Genomic DNA, 17095 nt, shown 5'->3' on the forward strand with positions numbered 1-17095 from the left:
CGTCGGGGCATCCGATGACCAGCATGCGCCGCGCCCGCAGAAGGGCCGACGCGGAAGGGATCTCGGGCCTGGCCCGGGCCGAGGGCTCGGACATCCGTCCATCCATCGCGCTCGCGGCCTGGATCCGGTTAGGGTCAGCGCTTGCGCACCGCTTTGGCGATGATGCCGACGAAGCCGGCGAAGCCGAGCCCGAAGACCAGGATCAGCGCCATGATCAGCGTGTCGGGCGCGGGCGCGGTCAGGTAGCGGATGCCGATGCCGATGAACAGCAGACCGGCGAGCAGCGACAGCCAGTCGGTCTTATGCCGCACGGTGCACCTCCACGTCGCCGATGCCGGCCTTGATGTGCAACTCGATGACCGGCACGGTGCCGGAGGAGGTGACGTCGGGTTCGAGCACCCTGTTGTGGTGGACGTCGGCGCCGCCCTGCACCGTGTGCTCGATCTTCACGTCACCCAGCCTCGTGTAGCCGAACACCTCGACGCGGGCCGTGCGCGGCACGATGATCTTGAGCTCTCCGATCGACACCGAGGCGTCGAACCGCGTGCGCGACCCGGGGGCGAGCTTGGTCTCCCGAAGGTCGAGAGTGCCGTCGCCGATGCCCACCGAGTACGAGCGCACGGCCTGCGAGCTGTCGACCGGCTCCCAGGTATAGCTGCCGATCTTCTTCGGAATACCGTTCACCGTCGACCCCGCCACCAGGAGAAGAGACATGATCGTGCCGGTCGCCACCAGGCCCGCGCCCCGGCCGAACCAGGTCGCGACCAGCAGCCCCGCGCCGATCGTGATGAGTACGACCCCGCCTACCAGGGGCAGGTTGAACGTGCTGGAGGACGACTGCGTGGCCACCATGATCCCTCCGACCACGAGCGCGACGAACATGGTGAGCGCGCCGATGAAGGACTTCGGCCGCTTCGGGCGGTCCGGCCATACGGGGCCGGTGACCCCTCTGCCGTAACCCCAGTCGTGCGGCTCGTACGGCGAGGGCGGGGTGTACCTGCTGTAGGGGCCGCGCGGCGCGAACGGCTCGCCTGAGGAGTCGAACCCCGCGCCGCCGAGTCGCACGGGCCCGTACCGCGACGAAGCCGGTGCCACCGGACTCGCCGGCGCGGCGGGAGGCGGGGCCATGCGAGCGGGCGCGGGCGTGTCGGTTGCGGCGTCGCGCGCCTCCCGGGCCAGGTCCGACAGGCGGCGGTACTCCTGCCCCACGGTGGGCCTCGCGTCGGCACTCGGGATCGCGTCCGCACTCAGGACCGCGTCAGCGGGCGGAACAGGGCCGGCGGGTGGAACGGTGTCGGCCACCGCGCCGGAACTCGGGACCGCGTCGGTCACCGTGTCCGCGGGCGAGGCGGGTGAGGCCGTACCGGCGGGCGGCGCGGCGAACGACGAGGTGTAGGGCGAGGCGGGCGGCGGCGAGAACGGAGCGCCGCCCACTGGAGCGTTCGCCCACTGCTCCGGGACCGGCCGCGTGCCCCGCTTCCCCCGAAGGCGCTCAGGCAGGCTCCTGGTCAGGGCCAGCAGATCGACGCCCCGGGCGTGCGCCGCCAGGAGGGCGATCGCCAGCAGCGTGCCCACGACGACCGTCGCGGTGCTGATGCCGTCGGCCGCCAGGTTGATGATCAGGCCCACCGCGAAGACCGCGGCCAGCAAGGCCATCACGGTCTCGGTCTCGAAGACCCTGCGGCTCCACTGCTCGGCGTATCCGGGGCCGCCGTTCGGGCTCCTCATCAGCAGGAACGCCGCGACGTACAGCATGATGCCGATGCCGGAGCCCACGACGAGGGCGGCGAAGCCCACGCGGAAGATCACCGGATCCATCCCCGTGTAGCGGCCGAGCCCGGCGCACACCCCCGTGAGCATGCGCCCGTCGTCACTACGCTTGAGCACGCGCTCCTCATCCACAGATGGGAAGCTACCTGGCTCCAGCGTCGTGTCGGGAATGCCTGCTTCGGTCATGGCTCCATCGTGGCCGCGAACCCACCCCGCTCACCATCCGGGAGACCCCTGACTCGTCCCCGAGCCATCAGGGCAGGAGTCAGGGAGCGCCCTGATGCGTGAACACCCTTTCACGTGTGACGATGCTCGGGAGATGTCTGAGACCCCCACCATTCCCGAGGCGTACCCGCGCATGGTCCGGCCGATGCGAGGCCGGCTCGTCGCGGGCGTCGCCCAAGGCGCCGCCGCCCAGCTGAGGCTCGACCCGGTCGTGCTGCGGCTGGCCTTCGTGCTGCTCAGCGTCCTGGACGGGCTGGGCCTCCTCGCGTACGCCGCGCTGTGGATGTTCACGCCGCGTGAGCAGTACGAAGGGGAGCCGCCCGGCCGCGACTGGGGGCAGGTCGCCGCGTACGGCGTGCTCGGGATGGCCCTTACGGCCTTCGGCTGGCTCACGGGCGCTTCCACAGGAGGCATCGGCACCTGGTCGATCGCCGTGGGCGGCATCGGCACCCTGATCCTCTGGCAGCAGGCCGAGCCCGGCCGGCGCCAGCGCTGGATGACCGACGCGGTACGGCAGGTGCGGCGGTCGTGGATCCGCACCGCGCTTGGGCTGCTTCTGGTGGTCATCGGCGCGATCGGGTTCCTGGCAGCCCAGGGCAAGCTCGCCGACGCCGGTCCGGGGCTGGTGTTCACCGCCGTCGTCGTCGGGGGCATCGCCCTGATCATGGCTCCCTGGCTCGCCGGCCTGTGGAAGGAGCTCCAGAAGGAGCGCCGCGAGCGCATCCGCCAGGAGGAGCGCGCCGAGATGGCCGCGCACGTCCACGACTCGGTGCTGCACACCCTCACGCTGATCCAGCGCAACGCGGGCGACCCGTTCGAGGTCACGCGGCTGGCCCGGTCGCAGGAGCGCGAGCTTCGCAACTGGCTCTACCAGCCCAAGGCGGACGCCGACGCCTCCATCGCCGCCGCCGTGCGCCGCGTGGCCGCCGAGATCGAGGACGAGCACGGCGTCCCCATCGAGATCGTGTGCGTGGGCGACTGCGACCTGGACGACGGGCTCCGCGCGATGTTGCACGCCGCGCGGCAGGCCATGGTCAACGCCGCCAAGTACGCCGAGGCGCCGGTGATCTCCGTCTACGCCGAGGTGGAGGCGGGCGAGATCACCGTGTTCGTCAGGGATCGCGGCAAGGGCTTCAATATGGAGGACGTTCCCGACGACCGCATGGGCATCCGCCAGTCGATCATCGGCCGGATGGAGCGTCACGGCGGCAGCGCCCGCATCAAGACTGGACCGGGCGAGGGAACCGAAGTAATGCTGACGATGAAGCGGGAGCAGTCGTGATCCACGATCTGGCCCGGTGTTCGAGGGAGCCGTGAGTATGGTCAAGGTACTGATCGTGGACGACCACCGGCTCTTCCGGTCGGGAGTGCGCGCCGAGCTGGGCTCCCAGATCGAGGTGGTCGGTGAGGCCGAGGACGTCGAGTCCGCGGTGGCGGCCATCGAGTCGCTCAAGCCCGACGTGATCCTGCTCGACGTCCACATGCCCGGGGGTGGCGGCCAGGAGGTGCTGCGCCGGGTGCTCGGCTCGGGGTCCTCCGTCCGGTTCCTGGCGCTGTCGGTCTCCGACGCGGCCGAGGACGTGATCGGCGTCATCCGCGGCGGCGCCCGCGGGTACGTCACCAAGACGATCAGCGGCCGCGAGCTGACCGACGCGATCGTGCGGGTCTCGGAGGGCGACGCGGTGTTCTCGCCGCGCCTGGCCGGGTTCGTGCTGGATGCCTTCGCCTCCACCGAGGCGCCCTCCATCGATCCCGAGCTCGACTCCCTGACGACGCGCGAGCGCGAGGTGCTACGGCTGATCGCGCGGGGCTACGCGTACAAGGAGATCGCGAAGGAGCTCTTCATCTCGGTGAAGACGGTGGAGACCCACGTCTCCTCCGTCCTGCGCAAACTCCAGCTCTCCAACCGTCACGAGCTGTCGCGCTGGGCCACCGCCCGGCGTCTCGTCTGAGCAATGCCCACGCGGGTGCGTGACGGGTCGGCCAAGATTGGTCGTGTGACCACTCGCGCGCTTCTGCCGATCCTCCTCGCGGCCGTGCTGGCGGCCGGCTGCTCGTCCGTGGACTTCTGGAAGGACCAGTTCTCCGCGCCGAGCCCACGGCCCGAGGCCTCCCGGTCGCCCCAGGCCCTCGGGCAGACGTTCGAGGAGGACGTCCAGCTCGCGCGGACCTTCACCGAGCGCTACTGGCAGCGGAAGTTCGAGGCCACGGGCCGCGCATACCGCCCCCTGCAGGATTTCGTGCCGTACTCCGGGGAGAACGGCCCCGCCTGCGGCGGCCAGCCCTCCGTGCCCGAGAACGCCTTCTACTGCCCGGTCGGGCACTTCATCGCGTACGACGAGGCGTGGATGCGCTCGCTCTACGACAAGATGGGCGACGGGGCGGTGTACGTGATCATCCCTCACGAGGTCGGCCACGCCGTCCAGGCCCAGCTCATGCGCGACTTCGGCCTGAGCATCCAGCGGGAGCTCCAGGCCGACTGCTACGCCGGTGGCGCGCTCCGGGGCATGATCGACTCCAAGATGCTGGAGGCCGAGAGCGGCGATGACGCGGAGCTGCTCACCAACCTCGCCGCGGCGGGGGACCCGAGCGAGGCGTGGTGGCGTGAGGACGCCCACGGCACCCCGATCCAGCGCCAGCAGGCGTTCGCCGGGGGCTTCAACACCGGCGTCGACGCATGCTGACATACGCCGAGACGGGGACGGGCGAAATTCCCGGATACACCGCCAGATGGATGTGCCGTCACGGCGCAGCCCATAGCCTGACGGTGTAGGCGCAGGCCAGGGAGGTGGTCATGGGTACGGAAACCGTCCGCGGGGCCGGCTGGGCGGCCCGGGGGTCCTGCCGGGGGGCCGATCCGGAGCTGTTCTTCCCCGACGCCCCGTTCCCCGACCAGGAGGCACGGGCGAAGGCCATCTGCGCCACGTGCCCGGTGATCGTGGAGTGCCGCGCCTATGCCGTGCGTGCGGGGGAGTCCGAGGGCATCTGGGGAGGCCTCACGACGGCCGAGCGCCGCCGGCTGCGCTTTCCCCGCGGCTGGAGGCAGCGCGCCGCCTCATGACCCATGATGCCCCCGCCCCCGTGTCCGGTGATCCCCTGCCCGCGGCCGTGGCCGTGCTCGTGGCGGTCAACGTGCTCAACAACCGCGTAGCCCGCCGGCTCGCGCCCGTGACCTCGGCCCTGGCGGCGGGCACGCTGGTGGTCCTGGCCCGCCGGTCCGGCCTGTCCCTGGCACAGATGGGGTTCCAGGACGGGCGCGGGGGAGTGAAACTCGGAGGGGCGCTGGCCGGCGCCGTCGCCGCGGTGTACGCCTGTGGCGTCCTGCTGCCCTCGACCCGGCGTTTCTTCCGCGACGAACGGGCTCTTGGGCTGTCGCGCGCCCGCCTCGCGGAGGAGGTCCTCGTGCAGGTCCCGCTGGGCACGGTCCTGCTGGAGGAGGTCGCGTTCAGGGGAGTGCTGCCGGCCGTGCTGCGGCGCTCGTATGGTGCTGGCGTGGCGGTCGCGGGCTCCTCGGCCCTCTTCGGGCTCTGGCACATCCTCCCGGCCCTGGACATGGCGGCGGCCAACCCGGCGCTCAGCGGCCTCGCCGACGCGGGCTCGCGTACGGACGGCACCGTGGCGGGCTCTCGCGGGAACGGCGAGGGGGCCGGTGGGAGCGCGGCCGCGCGGCTCGTCGCGGGGTCCGTCGTCTCCACCGGCCTGGCGGGGGTGTTCTTCCACGAGCTCCGGCGGCGCGGGGGACTGACGGCGCCGTCCCTGTTCCACCTGGCCACCAACTCGCTCGGCTTCCTCGCCGCCCGGTCCGCCAGACGGCTCGACCGGTTGAGCGGCCGGAGCCCTCAGCCGGTGGGGACCACCTGGAAACCCTCGGCGTAGCTGCCCTCGGGCAGCCCGGCCGCCTGGGCGTTCATCGCGAGCCAGCCCTTGACGAAGTCCTCCAGGGTCTCCAGGTGGGCGGTCTGGCTCTCGTGTGCTCGCAGAGCCGCGATCTTGCGGTCCACGGTCGCCGTGACGTCGACGTAGTGGTCGTTCGCCTGGCCGCCCGTCAGCCACACCTCGCGGGCCGACCACGCCTCCAGCCCCTCCTCGACCAGGAGTTCAGGGAAGGCGTACGGATTGCGCGCGTCGGGGTAGACGGCGTCGAGGGTCGCGCCGCCGACCGCGCGGTGGTCGGGGTGGCTCGGCCCGATGCGGGCGTAGTTGCGCTCCGGCGTCGAGGTGATGACCCGGTCGGGACGGACCTGGCGGATCACGCGCGCGATGTCGCGGCGCAGGCCGAGGGTCGGTTCCACGGTGCCGTCGGCGTATCCGAGCCAGCGGATGTCCTTCACCCCGACCCGTCTGGCGGCCTCGGTCTGCTCGGCCCGCCGCAGCGCGGCCATGCCGCCGTTGTCCAGCGCGCGGTCGAATCCGCCGGCGTCGCCGTCGGTCACGATGCAGTACACGACCTGGATACCCTTGTCGGTGAACGTCGCGATCGTGCCCGCTGCCCCGAAGTCCACGTCGTCAGGGTGCGCGGTCACCACGAGAATCGTGCTGATATCGGCGTCGTCCAGTGCGGTCACGATCGTCCTCCTCGGTTCATAGGGCGGTGAACAAATGACCATCTCTCGATATTTCCAGCTTGAAGTGGCAATGCCTGGCCGGTCGAGCCGTACCGGCGGTTGGGGCGATGCCCGAAGAGGCTCCCATTGTCGGTGGGCGGCCATAATCTAGGGGCGTGTCGACCCGAGCCATGAATCCCACCGTTGATCATCCGCTGCTCGACGGGCTCAACCCGCAGCAGCGAGACGCCGTCGTCCATGCGGGCGGCCCGCTCCTGATCGTCGCGGGTGCCGGCTCCGGGAAGACACGGGTGCTCACCCACCGCATCGCCTACCTGCTCTCCGAGCGCGACGTCCAGCCTCAGGAGATTCTCGCGATCACCTTCACCAACAAGGCCGCCAGGGAGATGAAGGAGCGGGTCGACAAGCTCATCGGCCCGAGGTCCAAGGCCATGTGGGTGATGACCTTCCACAGCGCCTGCGTCCGCATCCTGCGCAGGGAGGCCAAGCGGCTCGGGTTCACCTCCAGCTTCTCCATCTACGACCAGGCCGACTCCCAGCGGCTGATGGCGATGGTCTGCCGCGAGCTCGACCTCGACCCCAAGCGTTACCCGCCGCGCTCGTTCTCCGCGCAGGTCAGCAACCTCAAGAACGAGCTGATCGACTACGAGACGGCCGCCGAGAAGGCGCAGACGCATCTGGAGCGCACGCTCGCCGAGGCCTATCGTGCCTACCAGCGCAGGCTCACCGAGGCCGGCGCGATGGACTTCGACGACATCATCATGCTCACGGTCACCCTGTTCCAGCTCTTCCCCGAGGTGGCCGAGCACTACCGCCGCAGGTTCCGCCACGTCATGGTCGACGAGTACCAAGACACCAACCACGCGCAGTACATCCTGGTCAGGGAGCTGGTCGGCCGTCCCGAGGTGCGCACCGCCGACGGCGACCTCGTCCGGGGCACGGTCGATCCCGCCGAGCTGTGCGTGGTGGGCGACGCCGACCAGTCGATCTACGCCTTCCGGGGCGCGTCGATCCGCAACATCCTGGAGTTCGAGCGCGACTACCCGGACGCCCACACGATCCTGCTGGAGCAGAACTACCGCTCCACCCAGACGATCCTGTCGGCCGCCAACGCCGTGATCTCGCGCAACGAGAGCCGCAAGCCCAAGAACCTCTGGTCCGACCAGGGCGCCGGGCCCAAGATCATCGGGTATGTCGCCGACAACGAGCACGACGAGGCCATGTTCGTCGCTCAGGAGGTCGACCGCCTCTCCGACGAAGATGACGTGACGCCTGGCCAGGTGGCGGTCTTCTACCGCACCAACGCCGCGTCCCGCGTGTTCGAGGAGATCTTCATCCGCACCGGCCTGCCTTACAAGGTGGTCGGGGGCGTGCGCTTCTACGAGCGCAGGGAGGTCCGCGACCTGCTGGCCTACCTCCGGGTGCTCGCCAACCCCACCGACATGGTGTCGCTGCGGCGCGTGCTCAACGTCCCCAAGCGCGGCATCGGCGACCGGGCCGAGGCGATGATCGAGGCGTTCGCCGGCCGCGAGCGCGTCGGCTTCTGGGAGGCGCTCCGGCGTGCCGACGAGGCCCCCGGCCTGGCCACCCGTTCCCTCAACGCGATCAGGGAGTTCGTCGCGCTGCTCGACGACCTGCGCGGCAAGGAGCTGTCGATCTCCGAGCTGGCCGAGGAGGTCCTGTCCAGCACGGGCTACCGCACCGAGCTGGAGACCTCCGGCGACCCGCAGGACGAGAGCCGCCTGGAGAACCTCAACGAGCTGATCTCCGTGGCGCAGGAGTTCGAGGAGGCCAACCCCGAGGGCACGCTCGTCGACTTCCTGGAGCAGGTCTCACTGGTGGCCGACGCCGACCAGATCCCCGAGGGCGAGGACCACCAGGGCGTCGTCACGCTGATGACCCTGCACACCGCCAAGGGGCTGGAGTTCCCGGTGGTGTTCCTCACCGGCCTGGAGGACGGCGTCTTCCCCCACATGCGGTCCCTCGGCGAGCCGCGTGAGCTGGAGGAGGAGCGCCGCTTGGCGTATGTCGGCATCACCCGGGCCCAGCAGCGGCTCTACGTCTCGCGTGCCGCCGTCCGCAGCTCGTGGGGGTCTCCCGCGTTCAACCCCGCGTCCAGGTTCCTCGCCGAGGTGCCGTCCGACCTGCTCGACTGGCGCAGCGACCCCGAGAAGAGCGCCTGGAGCGCCGCGACCTCGCGCCAGAGCCGCACGGCTCCCGCCCCCAAGAAGGCCGGCGGTCGGGTGATCCCGAACCTCAGCCCGGGCGACCGCGTCTCCCACGACACCTTCGGGCTCGGCACCGTGGTCACGGTCGACGGCATGGCCGAGAAGACCAAGGTCAAAATCGACTTCGGCTCGGGCGGCGAGAAGACCCTCCTCCTCGCCTACGCCCCCCTCGAAAAGCTCTGAGGCTCTCGCCTACGCACCCTCGAAAGCTCTGAGGCTCGCCTACGCACCCCTCGAAAGTTCTGACGCTGTCGTCCGGAGACCGCCGTCGATCGGCGCTGACGCGGAAAGGCCCGGTGAGGATTCTCACCGGGCCTCCGTTCGACACCGTGGTCCTATTGATCGCGATGTACCTGCCGGGCGCCCGATCGTTTGATCATGAGCTTCACTCCTGTGGGGCGATCAGCGCTCGGGCGAGGCCATGCTCGGGACCATCGTGGTGAGGTCACGGCTGTCCGGAAGGTCGGTGCCGAGGTCGTCCGCGTCGACCACGTCGCCGGCGGGCGGTGCCGTCAGGGAGACCTTCGCCCCCCAGGACGAGTACTCGGTGTCCACGACGTTCTTCCACGACGAGCCGCGGCCCTGCTTCACCTCGAACGTGGTGATGAGGCGACGGGCGAGCAGGTCCTTCCCGACCCACAGCTTCCAGCCCACCTTGACCTTCGCCAGGGCGGCGTTCGGCTTCCAGCCCGGCATCTTCTGGAGCACCGGGGAAACCTTGTACACCGTGCCGTAGGCGATGGAGCCGGTGTACAGCGTGGTCGCCGTTCCGTCCACCTTTCCGCCGGGACGCTTGACCGAGGTGGTGGCGAGCAGGGCCTTGTACGACCGGCGGTCGAGGATGTCCACCAAGGTCGATGGGCCCGGCACGAGGGCGTCCTTGCCCGTGTACCGGATCCAGGTCTTCCCCTCGGGCAGGCAGGATTCGTAGTACGGGCCTGAGACGTAGGTGGCGTTCTTGAGGGTGAGGGCGCGGCCCGGCTTCGCCATCTCCTTGGCCTGCTTGGGGTCGGGGTAACGGGTGTACCTGCCCGTCGTGTCCGACGCGACGATCCCGGCTGCGCCGAGCTGGACGCTGCCGCTCTCCCGCCAGTCGAGTTGCGTCTTGCCCTCCCACCCGAGGGCGTAGCGGCTGGTCACTTTGATGCCGTGGTCCTTGACGAGCCGCTGGGTGAGCGCGTCGAGAGGAGTGGCGGCCTTGGTCTGCGCGTTCGCGGTGGCAGCGGTCGCCGGAGCGATCAGCACGGCCGCGGCGACGCAGGTGAGTGTGGCGATCAATCGCCTCATGGACAATTCTTCCTCTGCTGGATGGCTGGGGGGCGAGCGCTCAGCGCTCCCGCGTGGCCGCACCGGTGATGGTGGTGGTGAAGTCGGGGGTCGTCTCAGGAAGGTCGCTGTCGAGGTCGTTCTCGTCGACGACGAGGTCGGCAGGGGGCGCCTTGATGGCGACCTTGCCGCCCCAGGAGGTGAAGCGTGCGTCGGTGGTGATGGAGATGTCGCCGACGAGCGGGCTGGTGGACAGCGGGAAGACGGTCTGGAACCGGCGGGGCAACTGGTCGCCTCCGACCCACAGCTTCCAGGGCAGCGTGACGGTCTTCTTGGCCTTGAGCGACTTGGCGAGGCCGGCCACCGTCGGCGACACCTTGGCGAGCTGGGCCAGCGTGATCGAGCCGCGGAGCAGGGTGGTCCTGGCACCGCCGACCGTGCCGCCGTTCCCCTTGGTCTTCGTGCTCCCGAGGACGGCCTTCAGCACCTTCGGCTGGAGGATGTCGATCATGCTGCTGGTGGTTCCGGCCGCGGCGGCGCTGGTGCGCACCCACGTCCTGCCGGCGGGCAGGAGGTCGTCGTACAGCGGGCTCTTCAGGTAGGCCTTGCCGTTCAGCACGATCACGCGGACGGTGGAGGCGCCGCCCTCGCCGCCGAAGTTCGAGACGGTCTTGGTGTCGTAGGCGTCGACACCCGACTTCCCGAAGCGCAGGACGCCCACCTGGCGGTACCGGAACAGGTCCTCGCCGTCGAGCTTCATGCGCGTGTCCTCGTCCATGCGGACGGTGGTCTTCTTCGCGAACTGCAGCCGCAGGGCGTCCACCGGGTTCTTGGGGGCGGCCATCGCGGTCGTAGGGGCCGCGTGCGCGGTGGACGGCGCGGCCATCGCCAGCGCGGGTGCCACCAGAGCGGTCGCGGCTAGGGCGATCAATCGCCTCATTGGGGGGTTCCTCCCGTTACAAGACCCTCTCCCCGTCGTCGAGGGTCCGAGCATTCTCGCGAGTCAAGATCACGGGAAAATCACGACTCGTACTGGACAGATGGCTTCTAGGCGAATTAAGGTTCGTGCACGAAATATCAAGGTACGAACTTTGTGGGGCCATGGAGGAGAAAGAGGCGGCCGCTGAGATCGCCCGGCTGTACCCGGCGGTCTATCGGCGGTTCAAGGCGTCGGCCCGGCCCGTGGCCGGATCGGGGCTGACCGCCCGGATGCACGCCGTCCTCGGGCACCTGACCGCCTCGGGCCCGCTCACCGTGGGAGAGCTGGCCGAGCACCTGCGCCTGTCCAAGGCCGCGACCACCGAGCTCGTCGACCGGGTCGAGGAGCGCGGCCTGGTCGCCCGGATCCGGGACGAGCGCGACCGGCGCCGCGTCTTCGTCTGGGTGACCGACGAGGGACGCACGGCGGCTGCCGCCGTGCGTCCGAGGGTCCTGGAGGACGACGCGCTGGCGCGGGCGGTGAGGCGGATGACAGAACAGGAAAGGCGAGGGCTCGTGGAAGGACTGCGGGCCCTTCTCGGAGAGGAAGAACGATGAGCGTCGAGACCTGCGAGAGCTGCGGGATGACGATGGCGACCGCGGAGGACCACGCGCCCGGCCACCCGGACGGCGCCTGGTGCGCGCGCTGCGCGCCCGAGGGGGCCCTGCAGCCGTTCGAGGAGCGGTTCGAGCGGATGGTGCAGTGGCAGACCCAGCGCACCGGCCAGTCGCGCGCCGAGGCCGAGACGGCTACCAAGGCGTACATGCGCACGTTGCCCGCCTGGCGCGACCATCCGGCGCTTCGCGAAGAGGCGCGATAGCGGCGAAAGCGGGGCCACATCCCGGCCGGCGTGGGGGTGACCCGACGCCGGCTCGGGAGTAAGTGCGACCGGTCATGACAAAAGCGGGTCAGGGCCGCCTTTTGTGAAATTTGTGAAAATTCGCCGTATCTCATTACCCGGGGCCACGGGGTAAAGGCCCCCCGGCGAGCGTTCCAGGTCCCGGTGGCGGCTAGGCTTCTGAGGCCAGGCTTCCGGCAGATCGCGGGTGCCCCGAGGTCTGGCCCTCAACGTAGAGAAGAAGTCAGCCGGACAAGCAAGGACGGACCCTCGTGGACCTGTTCGAACATCAGGCGAAGGAGCTCTTCGCGGAGTATGGCATCCCGGTGCCGCGCGGCGTCGTCGCGCACACCGTGGAGGAGGCACGCGCGGCAGCAGAGCAGCTGACCGGTCGCGTTGTCGTCAAGGCCCAGGTCAAGACCGGGGGCAGGGGCAAGGCCGGAGGCGTCAAGGTCGCCTCCGACGCCGCTGACGCCGAGCAGAAGGCCACCGACATCCTCGGTATGGACATCAAGGGCCACACCGTCCACAAGGTCCTCGTCGAGGAGGCCAGCGCGATCGCGGAGGAGTACTACTTCTCCTTCCTGCTCGACCGCGCGAACCGCACCTTCCTCGCCATCTGCTCCGCCGCGGGCGGCATGGAGATCGAAGAGGTCGCGCACACCTCGCCCGACAAGGTCGCCCAGATCCCGGTCTCCCCGCTGACCGGCGTCGACCGCGACCGGGCTCGTGAGATCGCGCAGGCGGGCGGCCTCCCCGAGGCGGCGCTCGACGGCGCCGCCGACATCATCGAGAAGATCTGGGCGGTCTTCGTCGACGAGGACGCCACGCTGGTCGAGGTGAACCCCATGATCCTGACCGAGGACGGTCAGGTGAAGGCGCTCGACGGCAAGGTCACCCTCGACGACAACGCCTCCTTCCGCCAGGCCGAGCACGGCTCCTACGCCGACAAGGCCGCGGAGGACCCGCTGGAGGCCAGGGCCAAGGAGAAGGACCTCAACTACGTCAAGCTCGACGGTTCCGTCGGCATCATCGGCAACGGCGCGGGCCTGGTCATGTCGACCCTCGACGTCGTCGCCTACGCGGGCGAGCAGTACGGCGGGCAGAAGCCGGCCAACTTCCTCGACATCGGCGGCGGCGCCTCGGCGGAGGTCATGGCCAATGGCCTGGAGATCGTTCTTTCCGACCCGAGCGTCAAGTCGGTGTTCGTGAACGTTTTCGGCGGCATCACCTCGTGTGACGCGGTCGCCAACGGCATCGTCTCGGCCTTCAAGCTGCTCGACGACCGGGGCGAGACCGTGACCCACCCCCTCGTCGTCCGGCTGGACGGCAACAACGCCACCCTCGGGCGGCAGATCCTGTCCGACGCGGCACTGGCCCGCGTCGAACTCGTCGACACGATGGACGAAGCGGCCAAGCGCGCCGCCGAGCTCGCTGCGGTAGGTGCGTAATGGCAATCTGGCTGACCGAGAACAGCAAGATCATCGTGCAGGGCATCACGGGGTCCGAGGGGTCGAAGCACACCCGTCGTATGCTCAAGGCCGGTGCCAAGGTCGTCGGGGGTACGAACCCCCGCAAGGCCGGCACGACCGTTGACTTCGACGGCGTCGAGCTCCCGGTCTTCGCGACCGTGGCCGAGGCCATGGCCGCCACGGGCGCCGACGTCACCGTGATCTTCGTCCCGCCGGCGGGCACCAAGTCCGCCGTCATCGAGGCGATCGAAGCCGAGATCCCCCTCGCCGTCGTCATCACCGAGGGCGTGCCGGTCCACGACAGCACCGAGTTCTGGGCCTACGCGATCTCCAAGGGCGCCAAGACCCGGATCATCGGGCCGAACTGCCCCGGCATCGCCTCTCCCGGCGCGTCCAACGCGGGGATCATCCCGGCCGACATCACCTCGGCGGGCCGCATCGGCCTGGTGAGCAAGTCGGGCACGCTGACCTACCAGCTGATGTACGAGCTGCGGGACATCGGGTTCTCCACGGCGGTGGGCATCGGGGGCGACCCGGTGATCGGCACGACGCACATCGACGCGCTGGAGGCCTTCCAGGCCGACCCGGAGACCGAGGCGATCGTGATGATCGGCGAGATCGGCGGGGACGCCGAGGAGCGCGCGGCTGCCTACATCGAGGAGCACGTGACCAAGCCGGTCGTGGCCTATGTGGCGGGGTTCACCGCTCCTGAGGGCAAGACCATGGGTCACGCCGGGGCCATCGTGTCCGGCTCGGCGGGCACCGCCCAGGCCAAGAAGGAAGCCCTGGAGAAGGTCGGCGTCCGCGTCGGCAAGACCCCCAGCGAGACCGCCCGCCTCATGCGCGAGGTCATGCGCTCCCGCTGACGGCTCACCCCGCAGGCGGCAAGCGGGCGGCTCACCCCGCACGCGGCAAATGAGCGGCTCACCCCGCACGCGGCAAATGAGGGGCTCAGCCCGCACGCGGCAAGCGATACGCGAAGAACGCCCGGCCATCTCGGCCGGGCGTTCTTCGCGTCTTGGGCGCGAACGGAGTGGTGAGAGGGGACGGTCGATCACTCCGGGGACAAAGGGGGCGACACGCGGGCGCGCTAGGCCCGCCGGGGCCGTACATCCTGAGAACATCGACTACTGTGACGGCCCTTCTCGACCAGCTCCGGGCGGCCCCCCGCACCGTGCTCAGCCGCATCCCCCTCGGGGGGAGCGGGAGTGACGACGACGAGGCCCGCCGTCCGCTGCCCGTCTCCGGGATGCTCGCCGCCGCCTGGACCCTGGGCGTCGGCCTCGCCGTCCTGACCACGCTCACCCTCATCGGGTGGATCGCCGCGCCCCGCGGGGCGTTCGGGCAGGGGCTTCCCGGGGTGTTCAGGGCGGCCTGCCAGGTGTGGCTGGCCGCGCACCACGCCGGGTTCGCCATTCCCGGCGGACGGGTCGGCCTGCTGCCCCTCGGCCTGATGGTGCTGCCCGCCGCCCTGCTGTACCGTGCGGCGATCTGGATGGCGCGGGACGCCGACCTGCGGCTGCGCCTGCCGGCCCGGCTGCCGAAGGGAAGCCCCAAGGATCTCGCCAACGCCCGGCGCCGTGCCCAGCTCGTGCTGATCGCCCAGGCGGGCATCTCGCTGGCCGCGCCGTACGCGCTGCTCGCCGGGGTGATCGCGCTGGTGGCGCAGAACAACGTCACCCAGCCGTTCGTGGGAGAGGCCCTGCTGAGCCACCTCGTGCTGGCGTTCGTCGCGGGGTCGCTGGCGACGGCGCGGACCATCGGTCCCTGGCGTTCGATGCTCCGGCTGCTTCCCGAGCGCGCGAGGTCGGTCGTCGTCGGCACGGCCGTCGCCCTCACGACGATGCTCGCGGCGGGGCTGGTGCTCGTGCTCGCGGCGGTCGTCATGAACTTCGGGCAGATCCAGCGGCTGTCGGAGCTGCTGGCACCCGGTTTCATCGGCGGGCTGCTCCTGCTGCTCGTGCAGACGCTCTACCTCATCAACTTCGTGATCTGGGGCGTGGCGTACATCAGCGGGCCGGGGTTCGCTCTCGGCACCGGCACTCTCGTCGCGCCCACCGGGGTCCAGCTCGGCACCATGCCGGCCCTGCCGATACTCGGCGGGCTGCCCGACTCGGGCGTGACGTCTCCGTGGATCATGGGAGTGCTCGCGATCCCGTTCCTGGCGGGGGCGGTCGCGGGGGTGGTCGTGGCGCGCATCGCGCCGACCCCCCATTTCGAGTCGGCGCCGCTGTGGGGGTTCGTCTGCGGGCTCGCCACCGGGCTGTCGGCCGGGACGCTCGCGGCGCTCGCGGGCGGCCCGCTCGGGGGCGCTCGCCTGTCGGCCGTGGGGCCCTCCGCCTGGGAGGTGGCGCTGTCTGTCGCCCTGGAGGTCGGCGTCGCCGCGGGCATCTCCGCAGGGCTGGCCAACTGGTGGCTGATCTTCCACGGCGCCCGGGTCCCCGCTCCGGCACCCGTACGCAAGGCCGGGGACGCCATCGTCAAGGTGGCGAGCAAGGTGAAGCTGGCCACACCCCCGGCCACCAGCAGGCTTCCGGGCCACTGGATGGACGCCACGGAGGCCGACACCCAGCCCATCCCGGTGATCCGCGCCGACTGGGCCGACGAGCACGCCTCCGCCGCGGCCGAGACCTTCGAGCCCATACCGGGGAAGGCTCCCGCGGGCAAAGGGCTCGTCACGGGGAAGGGCCCGGCGAAGAAGGGGCCGCCGGGCACGAGGCCGGCCGCCGCGAAGGGCAAGGCGGACGGCAAGCGCGAGGAGCCGCGGCCGCCGCGCCGCGACATCGTGGACGAGTCCGACGACCGCGGCGGTCACATCATCTACGTCGATCCGTACGCGTGGGACCGCGACCCCTGATCGCCGGACGCGGCCGGAGTACGGCCCGCGACCACCGGGCAGGCTAGGCGTGGGCGCGTGATCCCTCGCCGCTCGGGGACGGCTCGAACAGGATCTCGTCGGGGTAGCACCACGCCCAGTCCTCGCCGGGCTCGAACGACTCGGCGATCGGATGCCCGATGGTGGCGTAGTGGCGGGTCGCGTGCCGGTTGGGCGAGGAGTCGCAGCAGCCGACGTGCCCGCAGGTCAGGCAGGTGCGCAGGTGGACCCATCGCGACCCTGTCGCCAGGCACTCCTCGCAGCCGAGGACGGTGTGCGGCTCGACGTCGCGGATGAGTTCGAGGTGCGTGCAGACGTTCACAGGTTCTCCTTGGCTTCACGGGCATGCGCACGGGTCACGTGGTCGACCTGGAGCGACCCGGCGGATGCCGACACTCGTTACCGGGATATCTCCATATAAAGGCTGATGCGTCCGTCTCGGCGGTGGCCCGATCCGAGGATTTATGGAGCGAAGGGGAATCGCAGGCTGCCCTTTGGGATGAACGGGAGCCTGCGCTCCATCGCCTGTTCGAGCCCGGTGACGCACGCCTGCTGGGACGTCGCCGTGCCCGCGCCCTTCATGCACTCGGTGTAGGCGGTGAGCTCGCCGCTGAAGTACATCTGGAACCACGCCACCGACGCCGCCATGACGATCGAGACGATCGAGACCAGTAACCCCACCGCAGGCATGATCACGGGCCGGCGCTTCGCGGACTGCGTCCGCCACGCCCGGAAGCACACGATGATCGAGAAGACGCCCAGGGCCAGGCCCATCACGGGAACCAGCAGTGTCAGCGCCAGCGCGCCTATCGAAAGCAGTAGCGCCCGGCGCCCGACCTCGACCCCCGAAGTCTCCGCGGGTGGTAGCACCTGACCT

The 17095-nt window shown here is 70.2% G+C and carries 18 protein-coding genes; 11 read left to right on the forward strand and 7 right to left on the reverse strand.

Translation table 11 applies throughout. From position 1 onward, the window contains the following. Positions 1–134: 134 nt before the first annotated feature. The gene (locus AB0O34_RS14810) at positions 135–311 is read right to left on the reverse strand and encodes a hypothetical protein (RefSeq protein WP_363915878.1); all 177 of its coding nucleotides are present in this window, start codon (positions 309–311) and stop codon (positions 135–137) included. Continuing rightward, positions 301–1887, reverse strand: coding sequence for a PspC domain-containing protein (locus AB0O34_RS14815; RefSeq protein WP_363915879.1), 1587 nt, complete (start codon positions 1885–1887; stop codon positions 301–303). The genes AB0O34_RS14810 and AB0O34_RS14815 overlap by 11 nt, the downstream gene beginning before the upstream one ends. 202 nt (positions 1888–2089) lie before the next feature. On the opposite strand from AB0O34_RS14815, the gene AB0O34_RS14820 reads away from it, so the two are divergent. From AB0O34_RS14820 to AB0O34_RS14840, 5 genes are all read left to right on the forward strand, one after another. Continuing rightward, on the forward strand, positions 2090–3277 hold the full coding sequence (locus AB0O34_RS14820) for a PspC domain-containing protein (RefSeq protein ID WP_363915880.1): 1188 nt from the start codon (positions 2090–2092) through the stop codon (positions 3275–3277). Between the two features lie 37 nt (positions 3278–3314). Then, positions 3315–3947, forward strand: a complete 633-nt coding sequence (locus AB0O34_RS14825) for a response regulator transcription factor (RefSeq protein ID WP_363915881.1) — start codon at positions 3315–3317, stop codon at positions 3945–3947. Between the two features lie 45 nt (positions 3948–3992). Further along, positions 3993–4679: a neutral zinc metallopeptidase gene (locus AB0O34_RS14830; protein WP_363915882.1), complete on the forward strand. Its 687-nt coding sequence runs from the start codon at positions 3993–3995 to the stop codon at positions 4677–4679. A 110-nt stretch (positions 4680–4789) separates the two neighbouring features. Beyond that, positions 4790–5056 carry a WhiB family transcriptional regulator gene (locus AB0O34_RS14835; protein WP_363915883.1) on the forward strand — a complete coding sequence of 89 codons (267 nt, stop codon included), beginning with the start codon at positions 4790–4792 and terminating at the stop codon, positions 5054–5056. Further along, on the forward strand, positions 5053–5871 hold the full coding sequence (locus AB0O34_RS14840) for a CPBP family intramembrane glutamic endopeptidase (protein ID WP_363915884.1): 819 nt from the start codon (positions 5053–5055) through the stop codon (positions 5869–5871). The genes AB0O34_RS14835 and AB0O34_RS14840 overlap by 4 nt, the downstream gene beginning before the upstream one ends. On the opposite strand, the gene AB0O34_RS14845 is transcribed toward AB0O34_RS14840, so the two are convergent. Further along, entirely contained in the window at positions 5835–6563 is a 729-nt protein-coding gene (locus AB0O34_RS14845) for a PIG-L deacetylase family protein (protein ID WP_363915911.1), read from the reverse strand. The two genes, AB0O34_RS14840 and AB0O34_RS14845, sit on opposite strands and share 37 nt — an antisense overlap. A gap of 167 nt (positions 6564–6730) precedes the next feature. Here AB0O34_RS14845 and pcrA point away from each other — a divergent pair, with 167 nt between their 5' ends. Beyond that, positions 6731–8971 (forward strand): DNA helicase PcrA, encoded by a 2241-nt coding sequence (pcrA, locus tag AB0O34_RS14850; protein ID WP_363915885.1) that lies wholly within the window; start codon positions 6731–6733, stop codon positions 8969–8971. A gap of 219 nt (positions 8972–9190) precedes the next feature. Here the strand turns inward: pcrA and AB0O34_RS14855 are convergent, their stop codons facing one another. Together AB0O34_RS14855 and AB0O34_RS14860 are read right to left on the reverse strand one after the other, a co-directional pair. Continuing rightward, positions 9191–10075: a hypothetical protein gene (locus AB0O34_RS14855; protein WP_363915886.1), complete on the reverse strand. Its 885-nt coding sequence runs from the start codon at positions 10073–10075 to the stop codon at positions 9191–9193. A 40-nt stretch (positions 10076–10115) separates the two neighbouring features. Next, on the reverse strand, positions 10116–10994 hold the full coding sequence (locus tag AB0O34_RS14860) for a hypothetical protein (RefSeq protein ID WP_363915887.1): 879 nt from the start codon (positions 10992–10994) through the stop codon (positions 10116–10118). A 161-nt stretch (positions 10995–11155) separates the two neighbouring features. Between AB0O34_RS14860 and AB0O34_RS14865 the strand changes: the two genes are divergently transcribed. The 5 genes from AB0O34_RS14865 (at position 11156) to AB0O34_RS14885 (ending at position 16200) form a co-directional block, all read left to right on the forward strand. Next, positions 11156–11590, forward strand: coding sequence for a MarR family transcriptional regulator (locus AB0O34_RS14865; RefSeq protein ID WP_363915888.1), 435 nt, complete (start codon positions 11156–11158; stop codon positions 11588–11590). Continuing rightward, the gene (locus tag AB0O34_RS14870) at positions 11587–11853 is read left to right on the forward strand and encodes a zinc ribbon domain-containing protein (protein ID WP_363915889.1); all 267 of its coding nucleotides are present in this window, start codon (positions 11587–11589) and stop codon (positions 11851–11853) included. Before AB0O34_RS14865 ends, AB0O34_RS14870 begins: the two co-directional genes overlap by 4 nt. A 290-nt stretch (positions 11854–12143) precedes the next feature. Further along, a complete protein-coding gene (gene sucC, locus AB0O34_RS14875; RefSeq protein ID WP_363915890.1) occupies positions 12144–13322 on the forward strand; it encodes an ADP-forming succinate--CoA ligase subunit beta in 1179 nt (392 codons plus the stop codon). Continuing rightward, entirely contained in the window at positions 13322–14209 is an 888-nt protein-coding gene (gene sucD / locus AB0O34_RS14880; protein WP_363915891.1) for a succinate--CoA ligase subunit alpha, read from the forward strand. Before sucC ends, sucD begins: the two co-directional genes overlap by 1 nt. A gap of 266 nt (positions 14210–14475) precedes the next feature. Further along, a complete protein-coding gene (locus AB0O34_RS14885; protein WP_363915892.1) occupies positions 14476–16200 on the forward strand; it encodes a DUF6350 family protein in 1725 nt (574 codons plus the stop codon). A 43-nt stretch (positions 16201–16243) separates the two neighbouring features. On the opposite strand, the gene AB0O34_RS14890 is transcribed toward AB0O34_RS14885, so the two are convergent. Beyond that, a complete protein-coding gene (locus tag AB0O34_RS14890) occupies positions 16244–16540 on the reverse strand; it encodes a UBP-type zinc finger domain-containing protein (protein WP_363915893.1) in 297 nt (98 codons plus the stop codon). A 140-nt stretch (positions 16541–16680) separates the two neighbouring features. After that, complete coding sequence (locus tag AB0O34_RS14895) at positions 16681–17088, reverse strand: hypothetical protein (RefSeq protein WP_363915894.1); 408 nt, start codon at positions 17086–17088, stop codon at positions 16681–16683. Between the last annotated feature and the right edge of the window lie 7 nt (positions 17089–17095).

The organism is Sphaerisporangium sp. NPDC088356 (assembly GCF_040685555.1).
GTDB lineage: Bacteria > Actinomycetota > Actinomycetes > Streptosporangiales > Streptosporangiaceae > Sphaerisporangium.